Origin of the sequence: Desulfonatronovibrio hydrogenovorans DSM 9292 (assembly GCF_000686525.1) — a bacterium.
In the GTDB taxonomy this organism is placed as follows: Bacteria; Desulfobacterota; Desulfovibrionia; order Desulfovibrionales; family Desulfonatronovibrionaceae; genus Desulfonatronovibrio; species Desulfonatronovibrio hydrogenovorans.
The window spans coordinates 79,121-100,372 of record NZ_JMKT01000012.1 but is presented as its reverse complement, the minus strand read 5'-3'; the positions used below and the strand labels follow the sequence as shown (position 1 = coordinate 100,372).

Here is a 21,252-nt window from a genome sequence, read left to right as displayed (position 1 = left end):
TTTGCCCCGTTGATGTAGGCCGAAAGCAGGCTGGCTGCCAGCGGCGGTTCAGAGTTGGCAATCAGAATATTGAGAACATTAGAATCTAGTTGACCCGACTTTTCAAGTACAGATTTTCCAGGAAAAGAGCCAGATAGTCGCCAACCATTTGAACAAATGCCCGCATTTCACTGTTTATGTATATGGAATCTGGATCAGCCAGAACAAGGACCCCCCTGGTTTTTTTATGGACCACCAAGGGCAGACAAATAACTGATCTGAAATTCTGAGACGAAAACTCCTTGCCGAACAAGGACAGTCCTGCCGGACCTTCTTCCTGGCCGGAGAAAATCGGGCTTCCGTGCTTGAACACCCATCCCAGCAGCCCTGCATCCATATTGAACTTATGGACTGAAAGATCCACCCCGGACACCAGTTCTCTGCTCAGTCCCTCAACAAAATATCCCTGACCCACCTCATCCCTGGCAGCCATGAAACAATACCTGAAACCAGTGGAACCGGTCAGGACTTCCAGCAGTTTTTCGAGAAAGATCCGCCACTTGGGATATTTGACCCTCAGCCCGTGAACCACGGTGAGATAACGGTAGTAATCAATGCTCTGGGCAGTCTGGTCGGCCTGGCACAGCCCGGAGCGGACATCTTCGATAAGCTGGGCGAACTGGTAGAGGATCTTCTGGTCTTTGTCACTGAAAGAATAGGTCTTTTTGCTGTCAATACACAACACTCCGCCCTCTCCGGGCAGATGAGTACCCATAAAGGCCTTGATCTTGGACTCGCCCTCGGCCGGGTAGTATCCCAGACAACCTACATTGCGGTCAAATCTGTTGATGAGCAGCGGTTTCTTGTTTTTGATGATCCAGCCCACAAGACCTGCACCCGGCCGGATCAGAGTATGGGGATCGATGCTGTCTCCAAGGCTGAAGCTGGAAGCCAGATGATATTCCTCTCTGCCGTCCCTCAGAAAAAGGACCGCTGAATACCCGTCAAACACGCTGCAGACAAGGCCAAGTATTCTGTCCAGCCAGTTAGTTACATGCATTTTTTTCCAAGGCCAATCCAAGGCCGGGCAGGTGATTTTGGCAGAGCCCGGCTAACTTGAAATTATGCCTACTTGTTTCTGCGTTGACAATAAAATTCTATGGATCTGTTGTAAGTCCTTTCTTCATCAGGGGTAAAATAACAGGCAGGGATCTCTCCACGCTGGCGATGGTAGTGAAGACATTCACAGCACAGGGCGTGTCTGGGGCAGGAGGAGTAAGTACATGTACAGTGCTGGGCGTTGATTTTGGCTTTGGGACATTTGTCGATTTTTTGCATGGCAGGAGTCCTTTTTTCAGGTAGATTGGAATTGTCTTTGGAGCAGGACTTACGGCCTGATTCACTAATCCGGTCCAGAATTGTCTCTATTTTAGGAATTGACTTTCCTGGTGTCAATTGGGCCTTTTTATTGATGTTTTTATAAAATGGTGTTATAAGGTTAATAATTGGAAATGAGACAAAAAACTGAACATGACTAAAAGGGATATTTAATGTGAAAAAATGGGATGAATTTTTTACAGAATCCCAATCCTACGACTGGATTGATAAAAGGTTACCTATTCCAAAATTCAAAATCAACAATATATTCGGACTAAAAAAATATCTGGACACCATCCACATCAGACAGTGTCTGCTCAGGCCTTTTTTCCAGACCAAAAACTACCCCCTGGTGGAAGCCAGGGAGCTTCTGCCCTCCTTTGAGTCAGACCTGTTTGAATATGAGAATCTTCCAGGATTCAGCCTGGTGGCCTTTGCCAGGCCAATTGAGTATTTCAACGAAATATTTCAGTTTGATATCATCCATAACTGCTGGGAGGAAATCATCAGGCACGAAGGAGAATCCTGCCCTCTTTTTGATGCCACCCATCAGAACAACCTGGCCGTCTTTCAGAGCCGGCTTCCCAAAATCCTTCAGGATGACTTTAAAGAAAATTTTTCTCAAAAGGACCTTTCTGAGCTGACCAATTATCCCCTGATCCTTGATTACATCCTGAACATGGACCGGGGACATGTTCTGGGGATGAACGCCAGAAGCGATTTTTATCTGGCTGGAGTCTATGCTTCATTTCCTTCTGACCTGGACCCTGAACTCAAGAGGTTCGGCCTGAGGATCAAAAAATTCAAGCCCAACGATAATCTGACTTATGAATTAAACAGAACTTTTGTATACCAGTTTCTCATGGAGCTTTACGGATATCCAGTAGTCTCTGAAAGAAGGACTTCAGCCGCCCTCTTTGCCAGACGCCTGTTCAAGATAGGTGAACATTTCCTCATCCGGGCCCTGGGTCAGACCGATCGAACCATCACCACACTCTATTCCACAGGAGAGCAGAAATTCTATCCTGCTCTGGAAAAGCTGGCGCTGGTCAGGGTGGAAACCAAAAAAAAGGATACCCTAAAATTCCTCAGGGAAAACAACTTCTATGTGGATGAGAGAAAAAAGGCCGTGATTTTAAGGGTCAAGTACCGGCAGCACAGATACGATCCCAATAATGTCCGGGAGGAAAGAGCCCTTTCCATTCACCGTCAGGAGGTGATCCACCCCCTCACCGGTGAGGTGTGCACCGCCCTGAACATTATCAGCGATACCTCCTACATGACCCTGAAACTCAACGATATTGTCAAGGGTGAATACAGCGGGAGAATTAAGTACAAGCGGGAGATCATCGAAAACACCGACACCCACGAAAAAAGACTCAAATTCCTGTTTGCCTGGCTGGGAAAGCACCAGAGACGGATCATCGGATATTCCGACGAATTTTATGCCGGCGTGACCAGGGTCCTGGACAACTATCTCCTGGAGCCGAATAATTACGACCACTTCAATGACCTGTACAGGCTTTACCAGGAAGTCTGGAATAAATACAGCTATATCAGACAGGCCCGGAAAATACGCATTCTTCAGGACCTGATGGATAAAAGATATGCCGGGAAAAAGATCAACTATCTTTCCATGCTGGAACACACCAATGAAATCCTGACCGACCTCAAGTTTGAACTTGTCAACTATTTTGACGAAATAGTTGCCAGGACCATCTATCTTGCTGAAAAAATTTCCAACGACAGATACCTGATCAAGAATTACATTAAGGAAAAACAGGAAGAAGACTTGACTGACTATGGTCTTGAAGTAAGAAAGCATTACGGACGGATGGTTTCCCTGCTGGACGAACTGAAATCAATTAGAAAAGTCAAGCTGGAAAGACACTTCTCCAGTTAAGCGGGCTGAAAGACCCAATTTTTGAATCAGCCGGCTGAAGGAAAAATTCATGGCCCATATCCACCACACTCCTATTTTTGAAATCCATCAGCAGCTTGGCGCCAGAACCGCCCCCTTTGCAGGGTGGGAAATGCCCATTCAGTATCAGGGAATAATTGCTGAACATCAGCATACAAGGACCCTGGCCGGGCTGTTCGACACCTGCCACATGGGCGAATTCATGGTCTCCGGCCCGGGTGCCAGGGAGGAACTGGGCAGGCTGGTCACCCATGACCTGGAAAACACTCCTCCTGGAAGATGCGTTTACGGCTTCATCTTGTCAGGCCAGGGGACCATCCAGGACGATCTGATCATCTATCCCCTTGAACAGGACAAGTTCATGCTGGTGGTCAATGCCTCCCGCAAACAGAACGACTTTGTCCACCTCAAAAGCAATTTGTCTTCAGCAGTCAGAATAACCGACCTGACCATGCAGACCGGCAAGCTTGACCTGCAGGGACCTGCCTCTTTGAATGTCCTTGAAAAGGCAACCGGACAGAACTGGAAAGACCTCAGGTTCTTTTGCTTTCGAAAGACCATGATGGCTGGAATGGAAATCCTGGTAAGCCGGACCGGTTATACCGGAGAGCTGGGATATGAACTCTACATACCCTGGGAGGGCACTGCCGGGATATGGGATCTGCTTTTAAAAATTGAATCAGTCAAGCCAGCCGGGCTGGGAGCCAGGGACACCCTGCGCCTTGAAGCCGGACTGCCTCTTTACGGACAAGATCTGGACCAGCAGCACACCCCTGCTGAAGCCGGATACGAGTCCGTCCTCAAGTCCCAGTCCAGATATCTGGGCAGGGAAAAGGCTCATCATGTCCAGGAAAGACTGACCGGGCTGGTCATCCAGGGACGCAGAACCCCCAGAAAAGGGGATCTGGTTCTGGCGGACGGTCAGCAGGCCGGCATCATCACCAGCGGCTCTTTTGCCCCTTCCCTTGGCCACTGCATCGCCCTGGCCTACATCAGCAAAGAATATGTCTCCAGGGACAGGTTCTTCATCCAAAAGGACAGGATCTGCCTGGAGGCTGAAAAATCAGCCCTGCCTTTTTACAAGGGTACAGCCAGGATAAAGACGGACCAGTAACCCATGTTCAACCCGCCTACCTTTTTTCTGGGTCCTGAAAAATGGCAGGAGCCATACAGACTTGAGCAAGGCGAAGCCCACCACCTGTCCAGGGTCCTGAGGATCGAGGCCGGCCGGAAAATCAGACTTATTGATGGCCAGGGACGGGAAGGGATGTTTCGGGTCAGGAAAGTCGCTAAAAACCATGTCCTCCTGGATTTGGAACATACCAGAACCTGGGCCGAGCCCCAAAGCAAGATTCACCTTGCCCTGGCCTGGAACAAGGGCTTCAGGCGCTCCTGGCTTCTGGAAAAGGCAGTGGAACTGGGGGTGTGGAGGATAATCCTCTGGCAGGCCAGACGCAGCCAGGGCAGGACCAGAGAGGCGAGTCAGGACAACTGGCAAGGAAAAATCATTGCTGCAGCCAAGCAGAGTCAGAACCCCTGGATTCCGGAAACAACGTTTTTTCACCACGGGGTTGACGAACTGATCAATCATTCCCGTAAGATAGAGTCCAAACTTCTGTTATGGGAAGAAGAAAAACAAAAATCCCTGATGAATTACTATCTTGAACAAAAGCCTGAAGAGAAAATAGTAGTGGTCGGTCCAGAAGGAGGACTGGACAATGCAGAGGTGGAAGCCCTGGTTGATGCCGGCTTTACATGTCTGACTCTGGGGCCCAAGGTCCTGCGCTGGGAAACAGCAGCCCTGGCCCCCCTTTACCTGGATATGCTCTTCAGATCCGGCATCGGCCTTGACTGATCTTCAATCAGCCATGGCGGTCTGGTTTTCAAAACAAATCACCATTTATCATAATGAACCCTGGCAGGGTCAAAACGGTCAGCCCGTCCCCAGGGCTGGTCAGGATAGCCAATGGATACCAGAGATAAAGGCATGATCGTGTCCGGCAGATTAAGAAGACGGCGCATTCCGTTTATTCTGATCTTTTCCGGATAAATACCCAGCCAGACCGCGCCCAGTTCCAGATCATGGGCTGCCAGAAGGATATTCTGAGTGGCAGCTGAACAGTCCTGCACCCAATAGCCCTTGAATTTCTCCCGTTCCAGGTCTCCGCATACCAGGATGGCCAAAGGGGCCTGCAAAAGCATCCGTGAGTATTGATGAAAGGATGGAATGGCATCCAGGGTATCCCGGCTGGTGATGACCACAAACTGCCAGGGCTGGGCGTTCCCAGCTGACGGGGCGCTCATGGCTGCCTCCAGAAGGACCTGGACATCCTGGGGAGAAACCGGCTGGTCTTTGTATTTGCGGATGCTCCTGCGGGTCAGGATGGCTTCAATGGTTTCCATGCACAACTCCTTTCTTTTTGGGCAAACATCACTATGTTTGCCTGAATCTAACTGACCTTGTTTCCAGGCAAAGTTTCAGGATCAGCCTTGAGCAGGGCCATCTCCCGGCCGTGCCGCACAGCCAGGACCATACCCCTGGACTTGACCCCGCGGATCTTTTTAGGGGCCAGGTTGGCCAGGACAACCACCTGTCTGTTTTCCAGATCCTGGGGTGAATAAAAATCCGCCAGCCCGGCCACTATCTGCCTGGGCCTGTCCTCCCCGATATCCACTAGGAGGAGATAAAGCTTGTCAGCCCCCTTGACTTTGTCAGCCTTGACAACCCTGCCGGTAACCAGCTTCAGTCTTTGAAAGTCTTCAAAACTTACTTCCGGCTCTCTGGCCTGTTCTCCTTGCTGGCTATCTTTCAGGTCCTTTTCAGCCCCCTGGTCCAGGTCCACCCGGGGAAACAGATTGGATTTCCTGGCCACCAGGGTTCCAGGGACCAGACCCTGCCAATGGCTTGTTTCTGCGCCCAGATCGGCAACCTGCAGATCAAAGGGCTGGCCAAGCTGCTCCATAATTTGCTCTGATGCTCCAGGCATGACAGGCCATAAATGCAATGCTATCTTGCGAAGGCCTTCCAGAAGTACGTACATTACTGTCTGCAACCGGACCGTTTCCTTTTCTTTGAACAGAGCCCAGGGAGCACTCTGGTCCACGTACTTGTTCAGATGACTCACAAAGACCCACAGCCTGGACAGGGCCTTGGCAAACTCAAAGTTCTCAAAGAGCCGGACATAGTCACCAAAGCACTCGACTCCCAGATCCATGGTCTCCCGGTCCCTGGAGTCTGGCTCCACTGCTTCAGGAACCTGACCCTTAAAATACTTGTGGGTCATGGCCAGGACCCGGTTGGTCAGATTGCCCAGGTCATTGGCCAGGTCGGCATTAAGCCTGCCAACCAGGGCCTCTTCGGAAAATGAGGCATCCAGTCCGAACTGCATCTCCCTCAGGAGAAAATACCTGAATGCTGACAGGCCGTATTTCTCCTTCATGGCCATGGGTTCCACAACATTGCCCAGACTCTTGGACATCTTGGTCTCTCTGATGGTCCAGTAGCCGTGGACCCTGAGGCTCTTGTACAGAGGAATTCCGGCAGACATGAGCATGGTGGGCCAGAAAACAGCGTGAGGCTTTAAGATATCCTTGGCCACCAGATGGTGGGCTCCGCTCCAGTAATTTTTAAAGTCATCACCGTCAGGCCAGTCAAGGGCCGAAACATAGTTAATCAAGGCGTCAAACCAGACATAGGTGACATAATCCTGATCAAAGGGCAGTTCAATGCCCCAAGTCAGCCTGGTCTTGGGCCTTGATATGCAAAGGTCGCTGAGCTCTTCGCCCAGCATGCCCAGGACTTCATTGCGATATCTTTCCGGACGGATAAAGTCCGGGTTGTTCTGGATGTGCTCCCTTAAAGGCTCCAGATACTTTTTCATCCGGAAGAAATAATTTTTTTCCTGGATAAACTTGGGTTTTTCCAGGTGATCCGGACACAGCCCGTCCTTGAGTTCCTTGTCTGTGTAGAAGCGTTCGCATCCAAAGCAGTAATGGCCGCCGTATTCACCAAAGTAGATATCTCCATTGTCATAGACCTTCTGCAGAATATCCTGGACGCACTTCTTATGTTTTGGATCAGTGGTCCTGATGAACCTGTCCGGCTGGATTTCAAGTCCTGGCCAGGTCTCCCTGAAAAGGGCGCTTATCCTGTCCACATATTCTTCTGGAGTCTGGTTGTTCTTGGCTGCAGCCTCAACGATCTTATCCCCGTGCTCGTCTGTGCCTGTAAGGAAAAAGGTCGGTTTGTTCTGGAGCTTATGGATCCTATTTACGCTGTCAGCCACAATGGTGGTATAGGCGTGACCCAGATGAGGCTTGGCATTGACGTAGTAAATTGGCGTTGAAATAAAAAACGGATTCAATTAGATAAGCCTCCTGCTTCTAGTCATCCCTGTTTCTGTGCTGTCTCTTGATCAATTCATGCCACTCGGTCAGGGGAATCTCCTTTTCTGCCCCGTCTTCATTGAGAACAGTAAGGGAGTCTCGGAAAAGATTGGCCCGGATTACCCTTAAATAGCCCTGGTCTGTTTTGTACCGTTTGCCCAGTTTGGGAATCTTTTTCTGAAACCGGGCATAGTTTTCCTGTTCAAAATTCAGGCAGCACAAAAGGCGCCCGCAGACCCCGGAGATTTTAGCCGGATTGAGGAACAGGTTCTGATCCTTGGCCATCTTGATGGTCACCGGCTCAAAATGACGCATGAACCTCCGGCAGCAGCATACCTGACCGCAATTGCCCAGGCCACCCACCATCTGAGTTTCATGGCGCACCCCTATCTGGCGGAGTTCGATCCTGGTCTTGTAAACCCTGACCAGATCCTTTACCAACTCCCTGAAATCCACCCGGCCAGGGGCAGTAAAATAAAAAAGGATCTTGCTCCGGTCAAAATAGACCTCCACATCCACCAGCTTCATATCCAGCTTCCTGGACCTTATGCACTCCCTGCAGTAGCTGAATGCCTCTCTGGCCAGTTTCTGATTGTCCTGCTGGCTTTTGACATCATCTTCATTGGCCAGCCTGAAGATGGGCTTGAGCTGGTCCGGTGTAAAACCTTCAGGAAGGGTGTCCCTGACCAGCACCACTTTAGCCAGACCCAGTCCCTCTTCGGTCTTGACAATGACCGAATCACCCCTGGCCACAACAAAGGGACTGGCCTGAAAATAATATACCTGACCCTGATCCCTGAATTTTACGCCGATAACCTGTGTCATATAAATGTCGATACCAAGAATTTAAGGGTTGAAAAACAGTGGATAAGCAGTTGTCCAGCTCTTTGCCCGCATTGACCAAGCCCCCTTGCCTGGACTTCAGTCAATCTGGCTGCACTGATTTGCTGCCTGTTGAATTAACAGACAGAAAAGAACTTGGTTTTCAAGAAACAGCCTATCCGTCAGGACTATTTAAGCCTTTTCAGGATTTCCCTGGCTGCAGTCCTGCCTGCTCCCATGGCCTCCACCACTGTGGCCGCTCCAGTAACAATGTCCCCCCCGGCAAAGACCATGGGCATATTGGTTTCGCCTGTGGAAGGGTTGACTTCAATGTTGCCCCATTTGTTAAGCTTCAGACCTGGAGTGGTCTGGGTCAGAACCCTGTTGGCCCCGGTACCCACAGCTATAATCGCCAGATCGGTTTCCAGCTCCAACTCCTGCCCTTTCAAGGGCACAGGCCGTCGGCGTCCACTCTGGTCTGCTTCTCCCAGTTCCATCTTCTGAAGGAGAACTTTTTGCAGGCTGCCCGCTTCATCTCCATGAAAAGACAGGGGTGAAGCCAGGATTTCCAGCTCAATCCCTTCATCCAGAGCATGCTCCAGCTCTTCCCGGCGGACCGGCATTTCTCCTTTGGTCCGGCGGTAAACCACCTTTACACTGGAAGCTCCTAGTCGATAAGCGGTCCTGGCTGCATCCATGGCCACATTGCCTCCTCCGAACACTGTGACCCTCTTGCCCTTGGGAACTGGAGTATCGTATTCAGGAAATTTATACCCGTGCATAAGGTTGACCCTGGTCAGATACTCATTGGCCGAATAGACCCCCACCAGGTTTTCTCCGGGCAGGCTCAAAAATCTGGGCAGACCTGCTCCCACCCCAATAAAAACCGCCTTGCAACCCTGGGAAAACAGCTCCTCCATGGTTATACTCATGCCACCCACAAAATTGCATTTAAATTCGACCCCCAGGTGCTCCAGGGATTCCACTTCCCGCTGGACCACTGATTTCGGCAGCCTGAACTCAGGGATTCCATAGGTCAGGACACCACCAGGCTGGTGCAGGGCCTCAAAAATGGTCACTTTGACTCCCCTGGCCGCCAGAAAACCGGCCAGGGTCAGGCTGCTGGGACCGGATCCGAAAGCCGCTACTTTGAGATTGTCATCAGGCATGACGCATTCCAGAAAACCTGTTTCCTGTTCACATGAATTCCGGGCGTAAAAGTTATCCGCCACAAACCGCTCCAGCCGCCCGATGGCAATAGGATGACCAGTTGGTCGCAGCTTGCAGGTCCCTTCACACTGGTTTTCCTGGGGACAAACCCGGCCGCAGATAGCAGGAAGACTGTTGGTGTCTTTGATCACCCTGAAAGCCTGGTCAAAATTCTCTTCAGCCACCAAGCGGATGAAAGATTTGCAGTCAACCTCCACCGGACAGCCGTTGCGGCAGGTGTCCTTTTTACACTGCAGGCACCTTCTGGCCTCGTTCACAGCCATTTCACGCTCATAACCCAGGGCCACCTCGGTGAAATTCCTGCCCCTTTTGGCCGGATCCTGCATCGGCATCTTCACCCTTGGACTGATCTTGGCTTTTTTCTTCTTGGTCATTTGACGTTGCTCTTCTTAAACAGTTTCATGGACAACTCTTCCTGAGATCTAAAGGCGTTGAGCCGGTTCATCAGTTCATCGAAATCAACCTGGGAAGCATCAAACTCCGGTCCATCCACACATGCAAACCTGGTTTCTCCGGCCACGCTCACCCTGCAGGCCCCGCACATCCCAACGCCATCCACCATGATGGAATTAAGGCTGACCACTGTTTTGACCTCAAAGGCACTGGTCACCTTGGCCACGGCCTTCATCATGGGCACCGGTCCCACTGCCACCACTTCCCTAGTCCCGGGGTTTTCCTTGAGGAACATCTCCAGGACCTGGGTCACAAAGCCCTTATGTCCAAGGCTGCCGTCATCCGTTGAAATCAGCACTTTTGATGAAATCTTTTCCAGCTCCGGCTTGAAAAGCAGTAAGTCCCTGCTTCTGGCCCCTATCACCGAAACCACGCTGTTACCGGCTTCATAATTGCCCTTGGCAATATGGTGCATGGCTGCTATGCCAGTTCCTCCCCCCACGCAGACCACCTGGCCCTGCCTGCTTATCTCGGTGGGCCTTCCCAAAGGTCCGCACAGATCCAGGATGATATCCCCTTCCTGAAAGGTGTCCAGAAGAGCTGTTGACTTGCCAAGGACCAGATAAACAATGACTATTGTCCCGTTATCAGGATCTCTGTCCGCTATGGTCAGAGGAATACGCTCACCAGTGGGGGTAAGCCGAAGGACCACGAAATTACCCGGCCGGGCATTTCTGGCAATATGCGGGGCATGAATAGTCAGTTCACTGACCCGGTCCGGAATCAGAATTCTTTTCTTAAGTATCTTGTTAATCATCGTTTCAAGCTATTTCCGGTCCGCTCCAGGAAAAAGAACTTGCCTGAAGCAGCCAAAGAGTTATATGTTAAATAAAGTATTGCACAGAAAAATAACCTTGAGCTTATGAGCCTGATAACCAGCACTACCTCTCAAAACCCGGTTGGACAGTACGCCTTGGTGGACCGGAAGACCTCGGGCCGAAGAACCAGCTTAGTCCAGCAGGCCGGTTCCGTCCAAAAGAGCCTGGGATTTCAGTGGAAAAACCTGAAAATAGAATATCAGTCTCAGGACGTTACGGTTTCTCCAGCTCCGAAACTGACCAGACAGTTCAGCCAGGTGCTCCAACAGGCCAGGGAAGTTGCCTCCTTTCAGGAGGTTGCCGCCAACTCCCCCTCAGGAACAGCCCTGCCCAGATGGGCTGCAGAGGCCTACGAGAAACAGCTTCATGCCCTGTTGGCCCACTCCAGCCCCATGATCAGCTTTTCTGTCTGATCTCCAGCCGCCTCTGATTATACTGACAGCCTGAAAGGCGGGAACCCATGGCATCCCCCTGCCCGTTTCCGTATTTTCCGAAAATTAATCCTTGAGCAGAACTTCCTCCAGCCTGGCAAGCGCTCTGTCCAGTCCGTCCGGGTCGGCCCCTCCGGCCTGAGCCAGGTCTGGCCGGCCTCCACCACTGCCCTTGATTTCTGCAGCCACCTCTTTGATGAGTTGTGGGGCAGTGAATCTCTGATGCAGGTCTTTACTCACAAAAAGCAGCAGGCTGGGTTTGCTGTTATTGACCGAACCCAGGAGAACAACCCCAGACTCCATTTTGGAGCGGGTGTCATCCATGATCTTTCTAAGCCCGTTCATGTCCGTGTCTTCAATTTTCCGGGCAATAAACCTGATCCCGGCCACTTCTCTGGCTGAAGAGGCCAGCTCGCTGCTTGCTCCGGAAGAAAGCTTTTCCTTCAAGGCCTTGTTTTCCTTTGAAACCTGCCGTAACTGTTCCTGCAATGAACTCACCTTGTCAGTCACCTGGTCAGGTCCGGCCTTGAGCAGTTCCTGAAGCGACTCCAGTCTGGACCGCCTGCTCTGCCAGTATTTCAGGGCATCCCAGCCGGTTATGGCCTCGATCCTGCGCACCCCGGCCGCAACCGCTCCCTCGCTGATGATGCAGAAACTTCCAGCCTGGGCGGTTGACCTCAGATGAGTTCCCCCGCACAGTTCCATGGACACGTCGCCCAGGGAAACCACTCTGACCCTGCTGGAGTATTTTTCACCAAAAAGGGCCAGAGCCCCCTTTTCAACAGCCTGTTCATGCTCCATTTCCACGGTCTCCACCGGGATGTCGGCCAGGATGGATCGGTTTACGTCCTCCTCGATCCGGGCCAGTTCATCTTTTTCCAGGGCCTTGATATGGGTGAAGTCAAACCTGAGCCTTTTATCTTCAACCAGGGATCCGGCCTGCTTGACATGATCCCCCAGGACCCGGCGCAGGGCAGAATGCAAAAGGTGGGTGGCAGTGTGATTCCTGGCCGTGGAGATTCTTTGCCCGTCATCCACCACCAGATCAATTTCCTGATCCCGGCTCAAGGTTCCGGATGTAACCACGATCTTATGAACTGTTATCCCTGGATAAGGCTTTCTGGCGTCCTCCACCCTGGCCTGGCCGGTTCCCGAGGAAATTCTCCCTCTGTCTCCGGCCTGTCCTCCGGACTCCCCATAAAACGGGGTAATGGTGGAAACCAGCCAGCCTTGCAGACCCTCAGGAAGTTCATCCTTGAGCTCGCCGTTGCTGTCCAGCAAAAAGGCGACCCTTCCCAAGGACCGTAGCCGGTCGTATCCGACAAACTCCACTTCAAATCCATCTCCAGCCTCCCTGCCCAGAGCAGCAAAGAGTTCACCTCCCTCAGCTCCTTTCCAGGCCGCCTTGGCCCGGCTCTTCTGCTGGTCCATGTACGAGTTGAATCCCTGTTCATCGACTTTAAGGCCTTTTTTTTCAGCAATGTCATTAACGATATCCAGGGGAAACCCGTAAGTATCGTAAAGCTTGAACGCAACTTCTCCGGGGATTGTGCCCTGACCTTTGACCTCAAGATCTGCGATTTCATCTTCCAGGATAATCAGACCCTTTTCCAGGGTACCGGCGAATCTTTCCTCTTCCTGTCTGATAACCCGGCCCATGAAGTCCAGAGACCGGCCAAGCTCAGGGTAGGCCTTGTCCATGGCCTTGACAACCCTGGCAGAAACCTTGTGCAGGAATGGCTCCTCCATGCCCAGGCTTCGGCCAAACCGGTAGGCCCTTCGGATCAGCCTTCGCAGAATATAGCCCCTTCCTTCGTTGGACGGAAGCATGCCGTCAGCAATCATGAAGGCAGCAGCTCTGGAGTGGTCAGAAATGACCCTCAGGGCCACATCATGTTCCTCATTTCTGCCGTAGGTCACTTTGGCCAGATTAGCCATGAAATCAATAAGCTGCCTGAACAGATCAGTATCGTAGTTGGAAAATACACCCTGGCTTACTGCGCTTATTCTCTCCAGCCCCATGCCAGTGTCTATGCTGGGCCTGGGCAGAGGATTCAGATTACCCTGCTCATCCCGGTCATACTGCATGAATACCAGGTTCCAGATCTCCAGATAGCGGTCGCAGTCACATACCCCTATACCGCAATCAGGGCCGCAGGACACCTTTTCTCCCTGATCGTAAAGGATTTCTGAGCAGGGGCCGCAGGGTCCGGTATCCCCCATGGACCAGAAGTTGTCCTTTTCATCCAGCCGAAAGATCCTGTCCCCACTTACCCCGGCTATTTTTTTCCAAAGATCCATGGCCTCATCGTCATCCCTGAAAATGGTGATATAGAGGCGGTCCGGGTCCAGGCCCATCTCCCGGGTCAAAAACTTCCAGGCCAGATCAATGGCCTGATCCTTGAAGTAGTCTCCAAAAGAGAAATTTCCCAGCATTTCAAAAAAAGTATGGTGCCTGGCTGTCCTGCCCACGTTCTCCAAATCATTGTGCTTGCCCCCAACCCGGAGACACTTCTGGGCAGTAACAGCTCTGGAGTATTCTCTTTTTTCCTGGCCCAGAAAGACCTTTTTGAACTGGACCATGCCAGCATTGGTGAACAAAAGGGTGGGATCATTTCCAGGGACCAGGGAGGAGCTGGAAACCAGGGTATGCCCGTTGTTCTGGAAGAAATTCAAGAATCTGTCTCTGATATCGGATGAGGTAAACACCTGATTCTCCTAAAATTATTTTGAGCCCTGGTCACTTTCGGACTTGGCTGGCTGGTCCGGCTCCATGACTCCCATATGGACCAGCAGTTCTTTTTCAATGGTCTTAGCCAATTCCTGATTATCAAGAAGAAAGGCCCTGACGTTTTCCTTGCCCTGGCCCAGCCTCTCCGAGCCATAAGCATACCAGGCCCCGCTCTTGTCCAGGATACCGTGTTCAACCCCCAGATCCAGCAATTCACCAATCCTGGATATGCCCAGACCGTAGAGGATATCGAACTGAGTCTCCCGGAAAGGTGGAGCAACCTTGTTCTTGACGACCCTGACCTTGACCCTGTTGCCCACCATTTCCTCTTTATCCTTAAGGGACTGGATCTTTCTGATGTCCATGCGGATGGAGGAGTAGAACTTAAGAGCATTGCCACCGGAAGTGGTCTCAGGGTTACCGTAACCCATGGTCCCGATCTTCATCCGGATCTGATTGATAAAAACCAGGGCAGTCTTGGACTTATGAATGGTCCCGGTAAGCTTGCGCATGGCGTGGGACATGAGCCTGGCCTGTCCTCCCACCTGAGTCTCGCCCATGCTTCCTTCCAGCTCAGCCTGGGGGATCAGGGCCGCCACCGAGTCGACAACGATTACGTCCACACCGCCTGAACGGACCAGGAGATCGGCAATCTCCAGAGCCTGCTCTCCGTAATCAGGCTGGGAAATCAAAAGCTCTTCGGTGTTGACCCCGAGCCTTCGAGCATAGGTCACGTCCAAAGCGTGCTCAGCATCGATAAATGCGGCCACACCGCCCTTTTTCTGGGCTTCAGCTATGATATGCAGGGCCAGGGTGGTTTTGCCCGAAGACTCAGGCCCGTAAATTTCAGTGACCCTGCCCCTGGGTATCCCCCCAAGTCCCAGAGCCAGGTCCAGCCCAATGGATCCAGTGGGGATAAAAGGGATGCTCTGGTGGGCATCGTCAGACAGACGCATGACAGATCCCTGACCATATTTTCTCTCAATGGTGGTAATCGCTGTTTCCAGGGCTTCTCTTCGAAGTTCCTCCGGGGACAAACCTTTCTTGGCCATAAAAATACTCCCGTGTTCAGCCTTGGCAGGCATCAGATTTGGAAAAAAAGGCGTGACTTCTAAAATCCAAAGTCAGACAGAATAACTGCAAAGGCAAAGAAAATCAAATCCGCCAACTCTGCTCAGTGTCTGGAAATAATGGCGTAAGCACTGTGGTTGTGAATGGATTCAAAACTCTCCACCTCCACCTCGTACCAGTTGATCATCCGGTGCTGATCCAGACTCTGGGCTGCCCTGCGCACCACGTCCTCCACAAAGGATGGTCTGGAAAAGGCCTGGTCAGTGACGAACTTTTCATCTTCTCTTTTCAAAAGAGGGTAAACAGGGGATGAACCCGATTCTGAAGCAGTGTCAATAAGCTCCTCCAGCCAGAGAAGGCCTTTAAAACCGCATTTGATCCGTACCAGAGCCCTCTGACTGTGGGCCCCTTTTTCGCTTATGGCCAGAGAACAGGGGCAGACCGTCATCACCGGGACCTCCACCCCCAGAGTCATTTTTATTTCCTGTCCAACCAGCTCACCGCTCAAAAACGAACTGAAGTCCATAACAAACTCATGCCCGCTTTCCGGTGCCTTGCGTCTGTAAAAATAAGGAAAATCAAAACGGAGCCTTGCCCTTTGAGCTTCGAGCCTTGATCTGACATTGGTCAGCAGCTCCCTGAAACTCTCATAATTAAGGACCTGGGACCAATGGCTTAAAGCCTCCAGAAATCGGCTCATATGGGTTCCCTTGAACTTGGCCGGAAGATCAACGCAAAGGTCAACTGCTGCTGTTGTATGCTGGCTTCCCATGGAACGGTCCTGAACCAGGAGAGGGATCTTCAGGTTTTTCACCCCGACCCTGTCTATGGGCATGGGCACTTCGGACGGACCGTTCTGAATATCCTGCATCAAATGATTTCCTTTCCAGTGGTGGTCAAACTCAGTCTGCCATGCTTGACCCCCTTGGTGGAGGTCAGTTTCTGGGAAGTATCTTTGATGTCTTTTCCAGGACCGCGCAGAATGAGTACCTCCAGGCAGTTGTGGTGATCCAGGTGGATGTGCATTGAGGTGACAATGGCGTCCAGGGCCTGGTGCTGAATCTCGGTCAGCTTCTGAGAAAGATCGCTCTGGTGGTGGTCATAAACCAGAGACAGGACCCCGATGGTTTCCAGGCCTTCGTCTTCCCATTCTTTCTGGACCAGAGCGTTTCGGATCAGGTCCCTGATGGCCTCGGACCTGGTCTGATAGCTTCTTTCCTCGCATAAATCATCGAATTTGGTTAATAAATCCAGATCCAGTGACACGCCGAAACGAATTGTTTTGCCCATGCCGTTCCTCCAGGTTTTAATAATTTCAATAGTTATTGGTCAAAATTGGTCAAAGACAAGTTCCATCAGCCTGACTTCGGCCCGGTGCGGACCGATGCCGACCCGGTCTTTTCTGATCTCTTTAAGCTTAAACCCGCTGTTAATAAAAATGGACCAGACAGCTTTGGAAATGTTTCGTTGGGGATCCGCTATCCATATCCTGCCATCTTTTTTCAGACAAAGGGTCAGAAGGCGGACCAGGGGCTGGGCAAATCTTGACTCGTAAAGAACATCAGCAGCCCAGATATAATCGAATCCACCGGCTTTGAATGGAGGCTGCCTCCAGTCCGCCTGGATCAGATCCAGTTCCTGGACACCGTTAATCCGACCGTTCTGCCGGGCAAAACCCAGAGCCTCGTACTCCAGGTCCATGGCCATGACCCGGGCGCCAGCCCTCTTTCCCACCAGGGCGGTCAAACCCAGACCACATCCCACATCAAGACACCAGGTTCCGGCCAGGGCCTTTTTCTGGGAAGAAATATGCTCCATTAAAAGCATGGACGCAGGCCAGACCTCTGTCCAATATGGGATGTGGTCTTCATCATCAGGATTATTTCCGGTCATCCCATTCCAAAGCTCTTCAAGATCTCCGGCCCTTTTGATCTGCCACTTCTCGCCAGCCGCTTCAATTACCAAGCTCTGGGGACCGGCGGACAGGCTGTTCATTTTTGGCCACCTTTTCGATTCTGCCCGGCCAGAAAGCTGCTCATGATCCCCACTCCAGTCAATACAGCCAGAAAGGATATCACATAAACCGGGGGAAAGAATTCAATCCTGATCCATACCGGCGGAAAGTAGAGCAGGTCCTTGGCCATCAGGTGAATGGCCTTGAGCAGAACAACAGCCAGGGTGCCCCCGCCCAGACCCTGCAAAGCCCCGGTGATGAGCAGCGGAAACTGGATATAGCCTGTACTGGCACCCACAAGGGAAAGAATTTCTATCTCCTCCTTGCGGTTGATCTGGTTGAGTTTGAGGGTGTTGGCCACAACCAGTCCAGTGATAAGCAGCATAAGACCTATCAGCGGCCAGAAAACTCCCGAGGTCACCCTGAGCCAGGTTTTAGCCAGATCCATCTGCATGGGATTGTAGCTGACCCTCTCAACACCGGGAAACTGTTCAATCCTTTTAAGGATTTCGCCGGCCCGGTCATCCGCCTGCTCCCCTGTCAGAGAGAACTCAACCAGGGCCGTGAACGGCAGAGGGTTCACCCCGGCCATGCCAGCTGGGTCAAAACCTCCTGGCATGGAATCCATCAGGGCCTCCAGGGCCTGCTCCGGGGTAAAGGTCTTAACAGAAATAACATCCCATGAATTGATTTCAGACCACTGCTCCCGGACCTGCTCTGGATCAGTTCCCTTGCTCCAGTAAACCTGGTATTGAAGAGAATCCTGAGTGGCCTGTACAGTCAGGTTGAAATTAAACAGAATAAGCAGAAAAAGACCAGCCAGAAAAGAAACAAAGGTCACGGCACTCATGGTAAATACCTGGGCCCACTTATTTCTCCCCAGGTTAAGCAGACCTTCAACAGCAAGCTGCCGGAACACCCTCATATCTCAACTCCCTCCAGGGGCCAGTTGGAATCAACAATTCCCCCGTCTTTCAAACAAAGGATCTTGGCCTGGGGCTGACTCTTAATGAGTTCCTCGTTATGAGTTGCAAAAATAATCGTAGTTCCATGGATGTGAAACTGCCTGAATACCTCCAGGAGCTGCAGGGCGAGCTTCCGGTCCAGATTGCCGGTGGGCTCGTCTGCCAGAAGTACTTTTGGATTGACCACAACAGCCCTGGCAACTGCCACCCTTTGCTGCTCACCTCCGGATATTTCCCGGCACAGACACCATGATTTCTTGTCCAGCCGCAGGCTCCTCAGCACAGCCCTGACTCTTTTCTGTATCTGGCTTTTGACCATACCCCTGACCAGAAGCGGGAGGGCCACATTGTCCCAGACCGTCCGATCAGGCAGAATCCGAAAATCCTGGAATACTATGGACACCTGCCGTCTGAGCAGATGCAGCTTTCTTAAGGGCATGGACTTGAGATCAAAGCCTGCAATGCTGACCATCCCCCTTTGCAGGGGCAGACTTCCGTGCAAAAGCCGCATCAATGTAGTCTTGCCGGCCCCTGACGGTCCTGTGAGAAACAGAAAGTCCCCCTTGTCCAGGGAGAAGCTGATGTTTTTCAAGGCCCAGTAACGGCCAAAGGAGTGGGAAAGATATTTAATATTGATCATTTACCTTCTGATCCGCCGTATTCACTGTTAATCGTGCTCATCAACTCCCTGGCCTCGGTAAAGTCAGGCCTGACCTCCAGGGCCTTTTGCAGATATCTTTCAGCAACATCTGAACTTCCTGCCTTAAGCTGGGCAACTGCAGCGTTGTAAAGTATCTTGGGATTGTTCTTTTCCTTTCTAAGGGCCTGCTTGTAAACCAAAATGGCCTCTTTGTTCAGCCCCCCCTTTCTTAGAGCCACGGCCAGGTTATTCAGGGTATCTGCAGTCAGAGATTCATACAGGACCGCGCCCAGGTCCTTCTGGACCTGATCTACGTAACCATGACTCAGATAGGTATTCCAGATGGTCTGCTTGAGTTCATCATCCTTGGGCGCATTGTTCAGGGCCGTAATATAGCTTGCCTTGGCTTTGGCAAAATCCTTGAGCTTGAGAAATGCTTCCCCCCTGAACAGAAGATATTCGTTGTTATGAGGACTGATGCGGACCGCCTTTTCAATCCAGCCCAGGGCCTCCTTCCAGTTATTGCGTCTGCCCAGTATTCTGGCCTTTAAGAACCAGGCCCTGGACATGTCCGGGTTAAGGGATATGGCCCTGTCAGCATATTCTTCAGCTTCTTTGTCCTTGCCCTGCATTTCATTAACCTGGCCCAGCTCATACAACACCCTGGACTCCAGTACAGGCTGCTTTTTCAGAAGGTCGGTCAGAAGCTCTTCTGCCTGGTCAAAATGTCCCTGATAGTACTTTTCCCGACACTGACTCAAAACCTGATTCAAAATCCGGCCCGGGGTATCTTCGGCCAGGCTTTCCAGCTTTTCTCTGAGGACAGCCAGGCTCAAAGGCTTGACCATGTAGCCGTTCACCCCCCAGTCCGATGCCAGAGCAACATCTTCGGACTCATTCTTGGAAGTTACCAGGAAAAAGGGAAGATTCTTGGTCTGCTGGTTCTCCCGCACTCTGATCAGCAAATCTATCCCGTTCATCCTGGGCATTTTCCAGTCCGATATCACCAGACCGATATCATTTCTCTGGCTCAGGATTTCCCAAGCCTCATGACCGTTTCCAGCTTCCACTGTATTTTTACAGCCCAGGACACGGAGGATATTGACCACGGTCTGTCTAGCCGGCCCGATGTCGTCCACCACCAGGACATGAAGATCACCATTAAGCACAGCCGTCCTCCGGTGCAAACATGGTCACACAAAATCTGCTGCCTCCGGACAGGACATCCTCGACCCATATTTTCCCGCCCATGATGGTGGCTATACGGTTGCAGATGAACAGACCCACGCCTGACCCCTGAATATGCCGGTCCCTTTTCACCCTGGTGAACCGGTCAAATATGCTTTTTTTCATCTCTTCAGGCACTCCAGGACCGCTGTCTTCTACACACAAGGTAACCAGCCTGGTGCACCTGTCCGTCAACCTCCTGGCCTTTTTCACCGTCCAGTAGATGCGGACTGCTCCATTGTCCGGAGTATACTTGACAGCATTGGACAGAAGATTCTTCACCAGATGCTGCAACAGGTTTTCATGAGCGTGGACAACAACGTCTTCAACTTCAGCCACCTCCAGAAAAATTTTCTTTTTCCTGGCCACTGGAAAGACTTCTTCCAACTCTTCCTTGACCACTCCCATCAGAGATATATCCTTGAGTTCACCGGTTTCCTGCCAGTGATCAAGCCTGGCCACGTCAAGAAACTCGTTGATCATCTCCAGAAGTTTTTTAGAGCCGTCCACAGCTGTTTTGACCACTGGCTGCTGTTCCTGGCTTAACCCCATATAGGACAGGAGATCCAGGTTGGATATTACCGCTGACAAGGGACTCTTGAAATCATGGACCACCATCTGAATGAGTTCCGACCGTTCTGAAGTGGAGATCATGAGTTCCTTCTGTTTGATTTCCAGTTCGTAACTCAGGCGTTTGTACCTTTCCTTTTCCCTGGCCAGATCCTCAACCAGGAAGGTATTCTCCAGAAGAGGAGAAATCCAGGCCGCATAGTCCATGAGCAGGGCAAAATCCTGACTGCTGAACCAGGTACTGTCGTTACGGTCTGAAACATTGATCACCCCGAACGGCTTATCTTCACCTGTTGTTGCAAGGGGTACGCAGATGAGAGAACTGGTCCGGTAGTTGTCGGGCCTTGCTTTGGGAGCAAAGTCAGGATGTTTGTTTATGTCTCTAATAAAGATCGGTTCATTTCTCAAAAAAACGCAGCCTGAAATGGACTCCTCGCTGACCGGCTGTTTCTTGCAAATAATGTCCTTGTTTGTGGCAGCCCAGACCTTCAGCTTGGCCTCAGTCTGGTCAATGATCATAATGGACCCGTTCAAAGCCCCGATTCCCTCAAGAATCATCTTGAGGCTCATGTCGAGCTTCTGCTGCAAGGTCATGCCCCTGTCAGCCAGCAAGTTGATAACCCTGACCACCAGCTGCATGTCCCGGGATGCCCAAGAATCGTTATTGTGTATCATCC

At 51.4% G+C, this 21,252-nt stretch carries 20 protein-coding genes; 4 read left to right on the top strand and 16 right to left on the bottom strand.

Features of this window, described 5'->3' with window-relative positions:
* Positions 1-85: 85 nt before the first annotated feature.
* Positions 86-1,039 (bottom strand): GAF domain-containing protein, encoded by a 954-nt coding sequence (locus P771_RS0111140; protein WP_028575201.1) that lies wholly within the window; start codon positions 1,037-1,039, stop codon positions 86-88.
* 68 nt (positions 1,040-1,107) lie between these two features.
* On the bottom strand, positions 1,108-1,317 hold the full coding sequence (locus tag P771_RS0111135) for a DUF6485 family protein (RefSeq protein WP_028575200.1): 210 nt from the start codon (positions 1,315-1,317) through the stop codon (positions 1,108-1,110).
* A 214-nt stretch (positions 1,318-1,531) separates the two neighbouring features.
* On the opposite strand from P771_RS0111135, the gene P771_RS17355 reads away from it, so the two are divergent.
* From P771_RS17355 to P771_RS17350, 3 genes are read left to right on the top strand one after another with little or no spacing between them, the layout of a single operon-like run.
* A complete protein-coding gene (locus tag P771_RS17355; RefSeq protein ID WP_035244383.1) occupies positions 1,532-3,259 on the top strand; it encodes a hypothetical protein in 1,728 nt (575 codons plus the stop codon).
* A gap of 49 nt (positions 3,260-3,308) precedes the next feature.
* A complete protein-coding gene (gcvT, locus tag P771_RS0111125) occupies positions 3,309-4,391 on the top strand; it encodes a glycine cleavage system aminomethyltransferase GcvT (protein ID WP_028575199.1) in 1,083 nt (360 codons plus the stop codon).
* Positions 4,392-4,394: 3 nt separating this feature from the next.
* Entirely contained in the window at positions 4,395-5,132 is a 738-nt protein-coding gene (locus P771_RS17350; protein WP_051617283.1) for a 16S rRNA (uracil(1498)-N(3))-methyltransferase, read from the top strand.
* Between the two features lie 38 nt (positions 5,133-5,170).
* Here P771_RS17350 and P771_RS0111115 read toward each other — a convergent pair whose 3' ends face one another.
* The 5 genes from P771_RS0111115 to P771_RS0111095 all read right to left on the bottom strand — a co-directional run bounded on the left by P771_RS0111115 (position 5,171) and on the right by P771_RS0111095 (position 10,925).
* Positions 5,171-5,680, bottom strand: a complete 510-nt coding sequence (locus P771_RS0111115; RefSeq protein WP_028575198.1) for a nitroreductase family protein — start codon at positions 5,678-5,680, stop codon at positions 5,171-5,173.
* Positions 5,681-5,727: 47 nt separating this feature from the next.
* Positions 5,728-7,641, bottom strand: coding sequence for a methionine--tRNA ligase (gene metG / locus P771_RS0111110; RefSeq protein ID WP_028575197.1), 1,914 nt, complete (start codon positions 7,639-7,641; stop codon positions 5,728-5,730).
* Between the two features lie 19 nt (positions 7,642-7,660).
* On the bottom strand, positions 7,661-8,488 hold the full coding sequence (locus tag P771_RS0111105; protein ID WP_028575196.1) for a regulatory iron-sulfur-containing complex subunit RicT: 828 nt from the start codon (positions 8,486-8,488) through the stop codon (positions 7,661-7,663).
* 185 nt (positions 8,489-8,673) lie between these two features.
* A complete protein-coding gene (gltA, locus tag P771_RS0111100; RefSeq protein WP_028575195.1) occupies positions 8,674-10,089 on the bottom strand; it encodes an NADPH-dependent glutamate synthase in 1,416 nt (471 codons plus the stop codon).
* On the bottom strand, positions 10,086-10,925 hold the full coding sequence (locus P771_RS0111095; RefSeq protein WP_028575194.1) for a sulfide/dihydroorotate dehydrogenase-like FAD/NAD-binding protein: 840 nt from the start codon (positions 10,923-10,925) through the stop codon (positions 10,086-10,088). The genes gltA and P771_RS0111095 overlap by 4 nt, the downstream gene beginning before the upstream one ends.
* A 105-nt stretch (positions 10,926-11,030) precedes the next feature.
* On the opposite strand from P771_RS0111095, the gene P771_RS0111090 reads away from it, so the two are divergent.
* A complete protein-coding gene (locus P771_RS0111090) occupies positions 11,031-11,399 on the top strand; it encodes a hypothetical protein (RefSeq protein WP_028575193.1) in 369 nt (122 codons plus the stop codon).
* A gap of 84 nt (positions 11,400-11,483) precedes the next feature.
* Here P771_RS0111090 and alaS read toward each other — a convergent pair whose 3' ends face one another.
* The 9 genes from alaS to P771_RS0111045 all read right to left on the bottom strand — a co-directional run bounded on the left by alaS (position 11,484) and on the right by P771_RS0111045 (position 21,250).
* On the bottom strand, positions 11,484-14,126 hold the full coding sequence (alaS, locus tag P771_RS0111085) for an alanine--tRNA ligase (RefSeq protein ID WP_028575192.1): 2,643 nt from the start codon (positions 14,124-14,126) through the stop codon (positions 11,484-11,486).
* 15 nt (positions 14,127-14,141) lie between these two features.
* Entirely contained in the window at positions 14,142-15,200 is a 1,059-nt protein-coding gene (gene recA / locus P771_RS0111080; RefSeq protein ID WP_028575191.1) for a recombinase RecA, read from the bottom strand.
* A 122-nt stretch (positions 15,201-15,322) separates the two neighbouring features.
* Complete coding sequence (folE2, locus tag P771_RS0111075; protein WP_028575190.1) at positions 15,323-16,090, bottom strand: GTP cyclohydrolase FolE2; 768 nt, start codon at positions 16,088-16,090, stop codon at positions 15,323-15,325.
* Positions 16,090-16,509: a nickel-responsive transcriptional regulator NikR gene (gene nikR, locus P771_RS0111070; RefSeq protein WP_028575189.1), complete on the bottom strand. Its 420-nt coding sequence runs from the start codon at positions 16,507-16,509 to the stop codon at positions 16,090-16,092. Before nikR ends, folE2 begins: the two co-directional genes overlap by 1 nt.
* A 39-nt stretch (positions 16,510-16,548) precedes the next feature.
* Entirely contained in the window at positions 16,549-17,214 is a 666-nt protein-coding gene (locus P771_RS17345; protein ID WP_051617282.1) for a class I SAM-dependent methyltransferase, read from the bottom strand.
* The gene (locus P771_RS0111060) at positions 17,211-18,098 is read right to left on the bottom strand and encodes a cell division protein FtsX (RefSeq protein ID WP_028575188.1); all 888 of its coding nucleotides are present in this window, start codon (positions 18,096-18,098) and stop codon (positions 17,211-17,213) included. Before P771_RS0111060 ends, P771_RS17345 begins: the two co-directional genes overlap by 4 nt.
* Positions 18,095-18,778 (bottom strand): cell division ATP-binding protein FtsE, encoded by a 684-nt coding sequence (gene ftsE / locus P771_RS0111055; protein WP_028575187.1) that lies wholly within the window; start codon positions 18,776-18,778, stop codon positions 18,095-18,097. Before ftsE ends, P771_RS0111060 begins: the two co-directional genes overlap by 4 nt.
* Positions 18,775-19,947 carry a tetratricopeptide repeat protein gene (locus tag P771_RS18385; RefSeq protein ID WP_051617281.1) on the bottom strand — a complete coding sequence of 391 codons (1,173 nt, stop codon included), beginning with the start codon at positions 19,945-19,947 and terminating at the stop codon, positions 18,775-18,777. Before P771_RS18385 ends, ftsE begins: the two co-directional genes overlap by 4 nt.
* Complete coding sequence (locus P771_RS0111045) at positions 19,940-21,250, bottom strand: GAF domain-containing sensor histidine kinase (protein ID WP_161635967.1); 1,311 nt, start codon at positions 21,248-21,250, stop codon at positions 19,940-19,942. The genes P771_RS18385 and P771_RS0111045 overlap by 8 nt, the downstream gene beginning before the upstream one ends.
* Between the last annotated feature and the right edge of the window lie 2 nt (positions 21,251-21,252).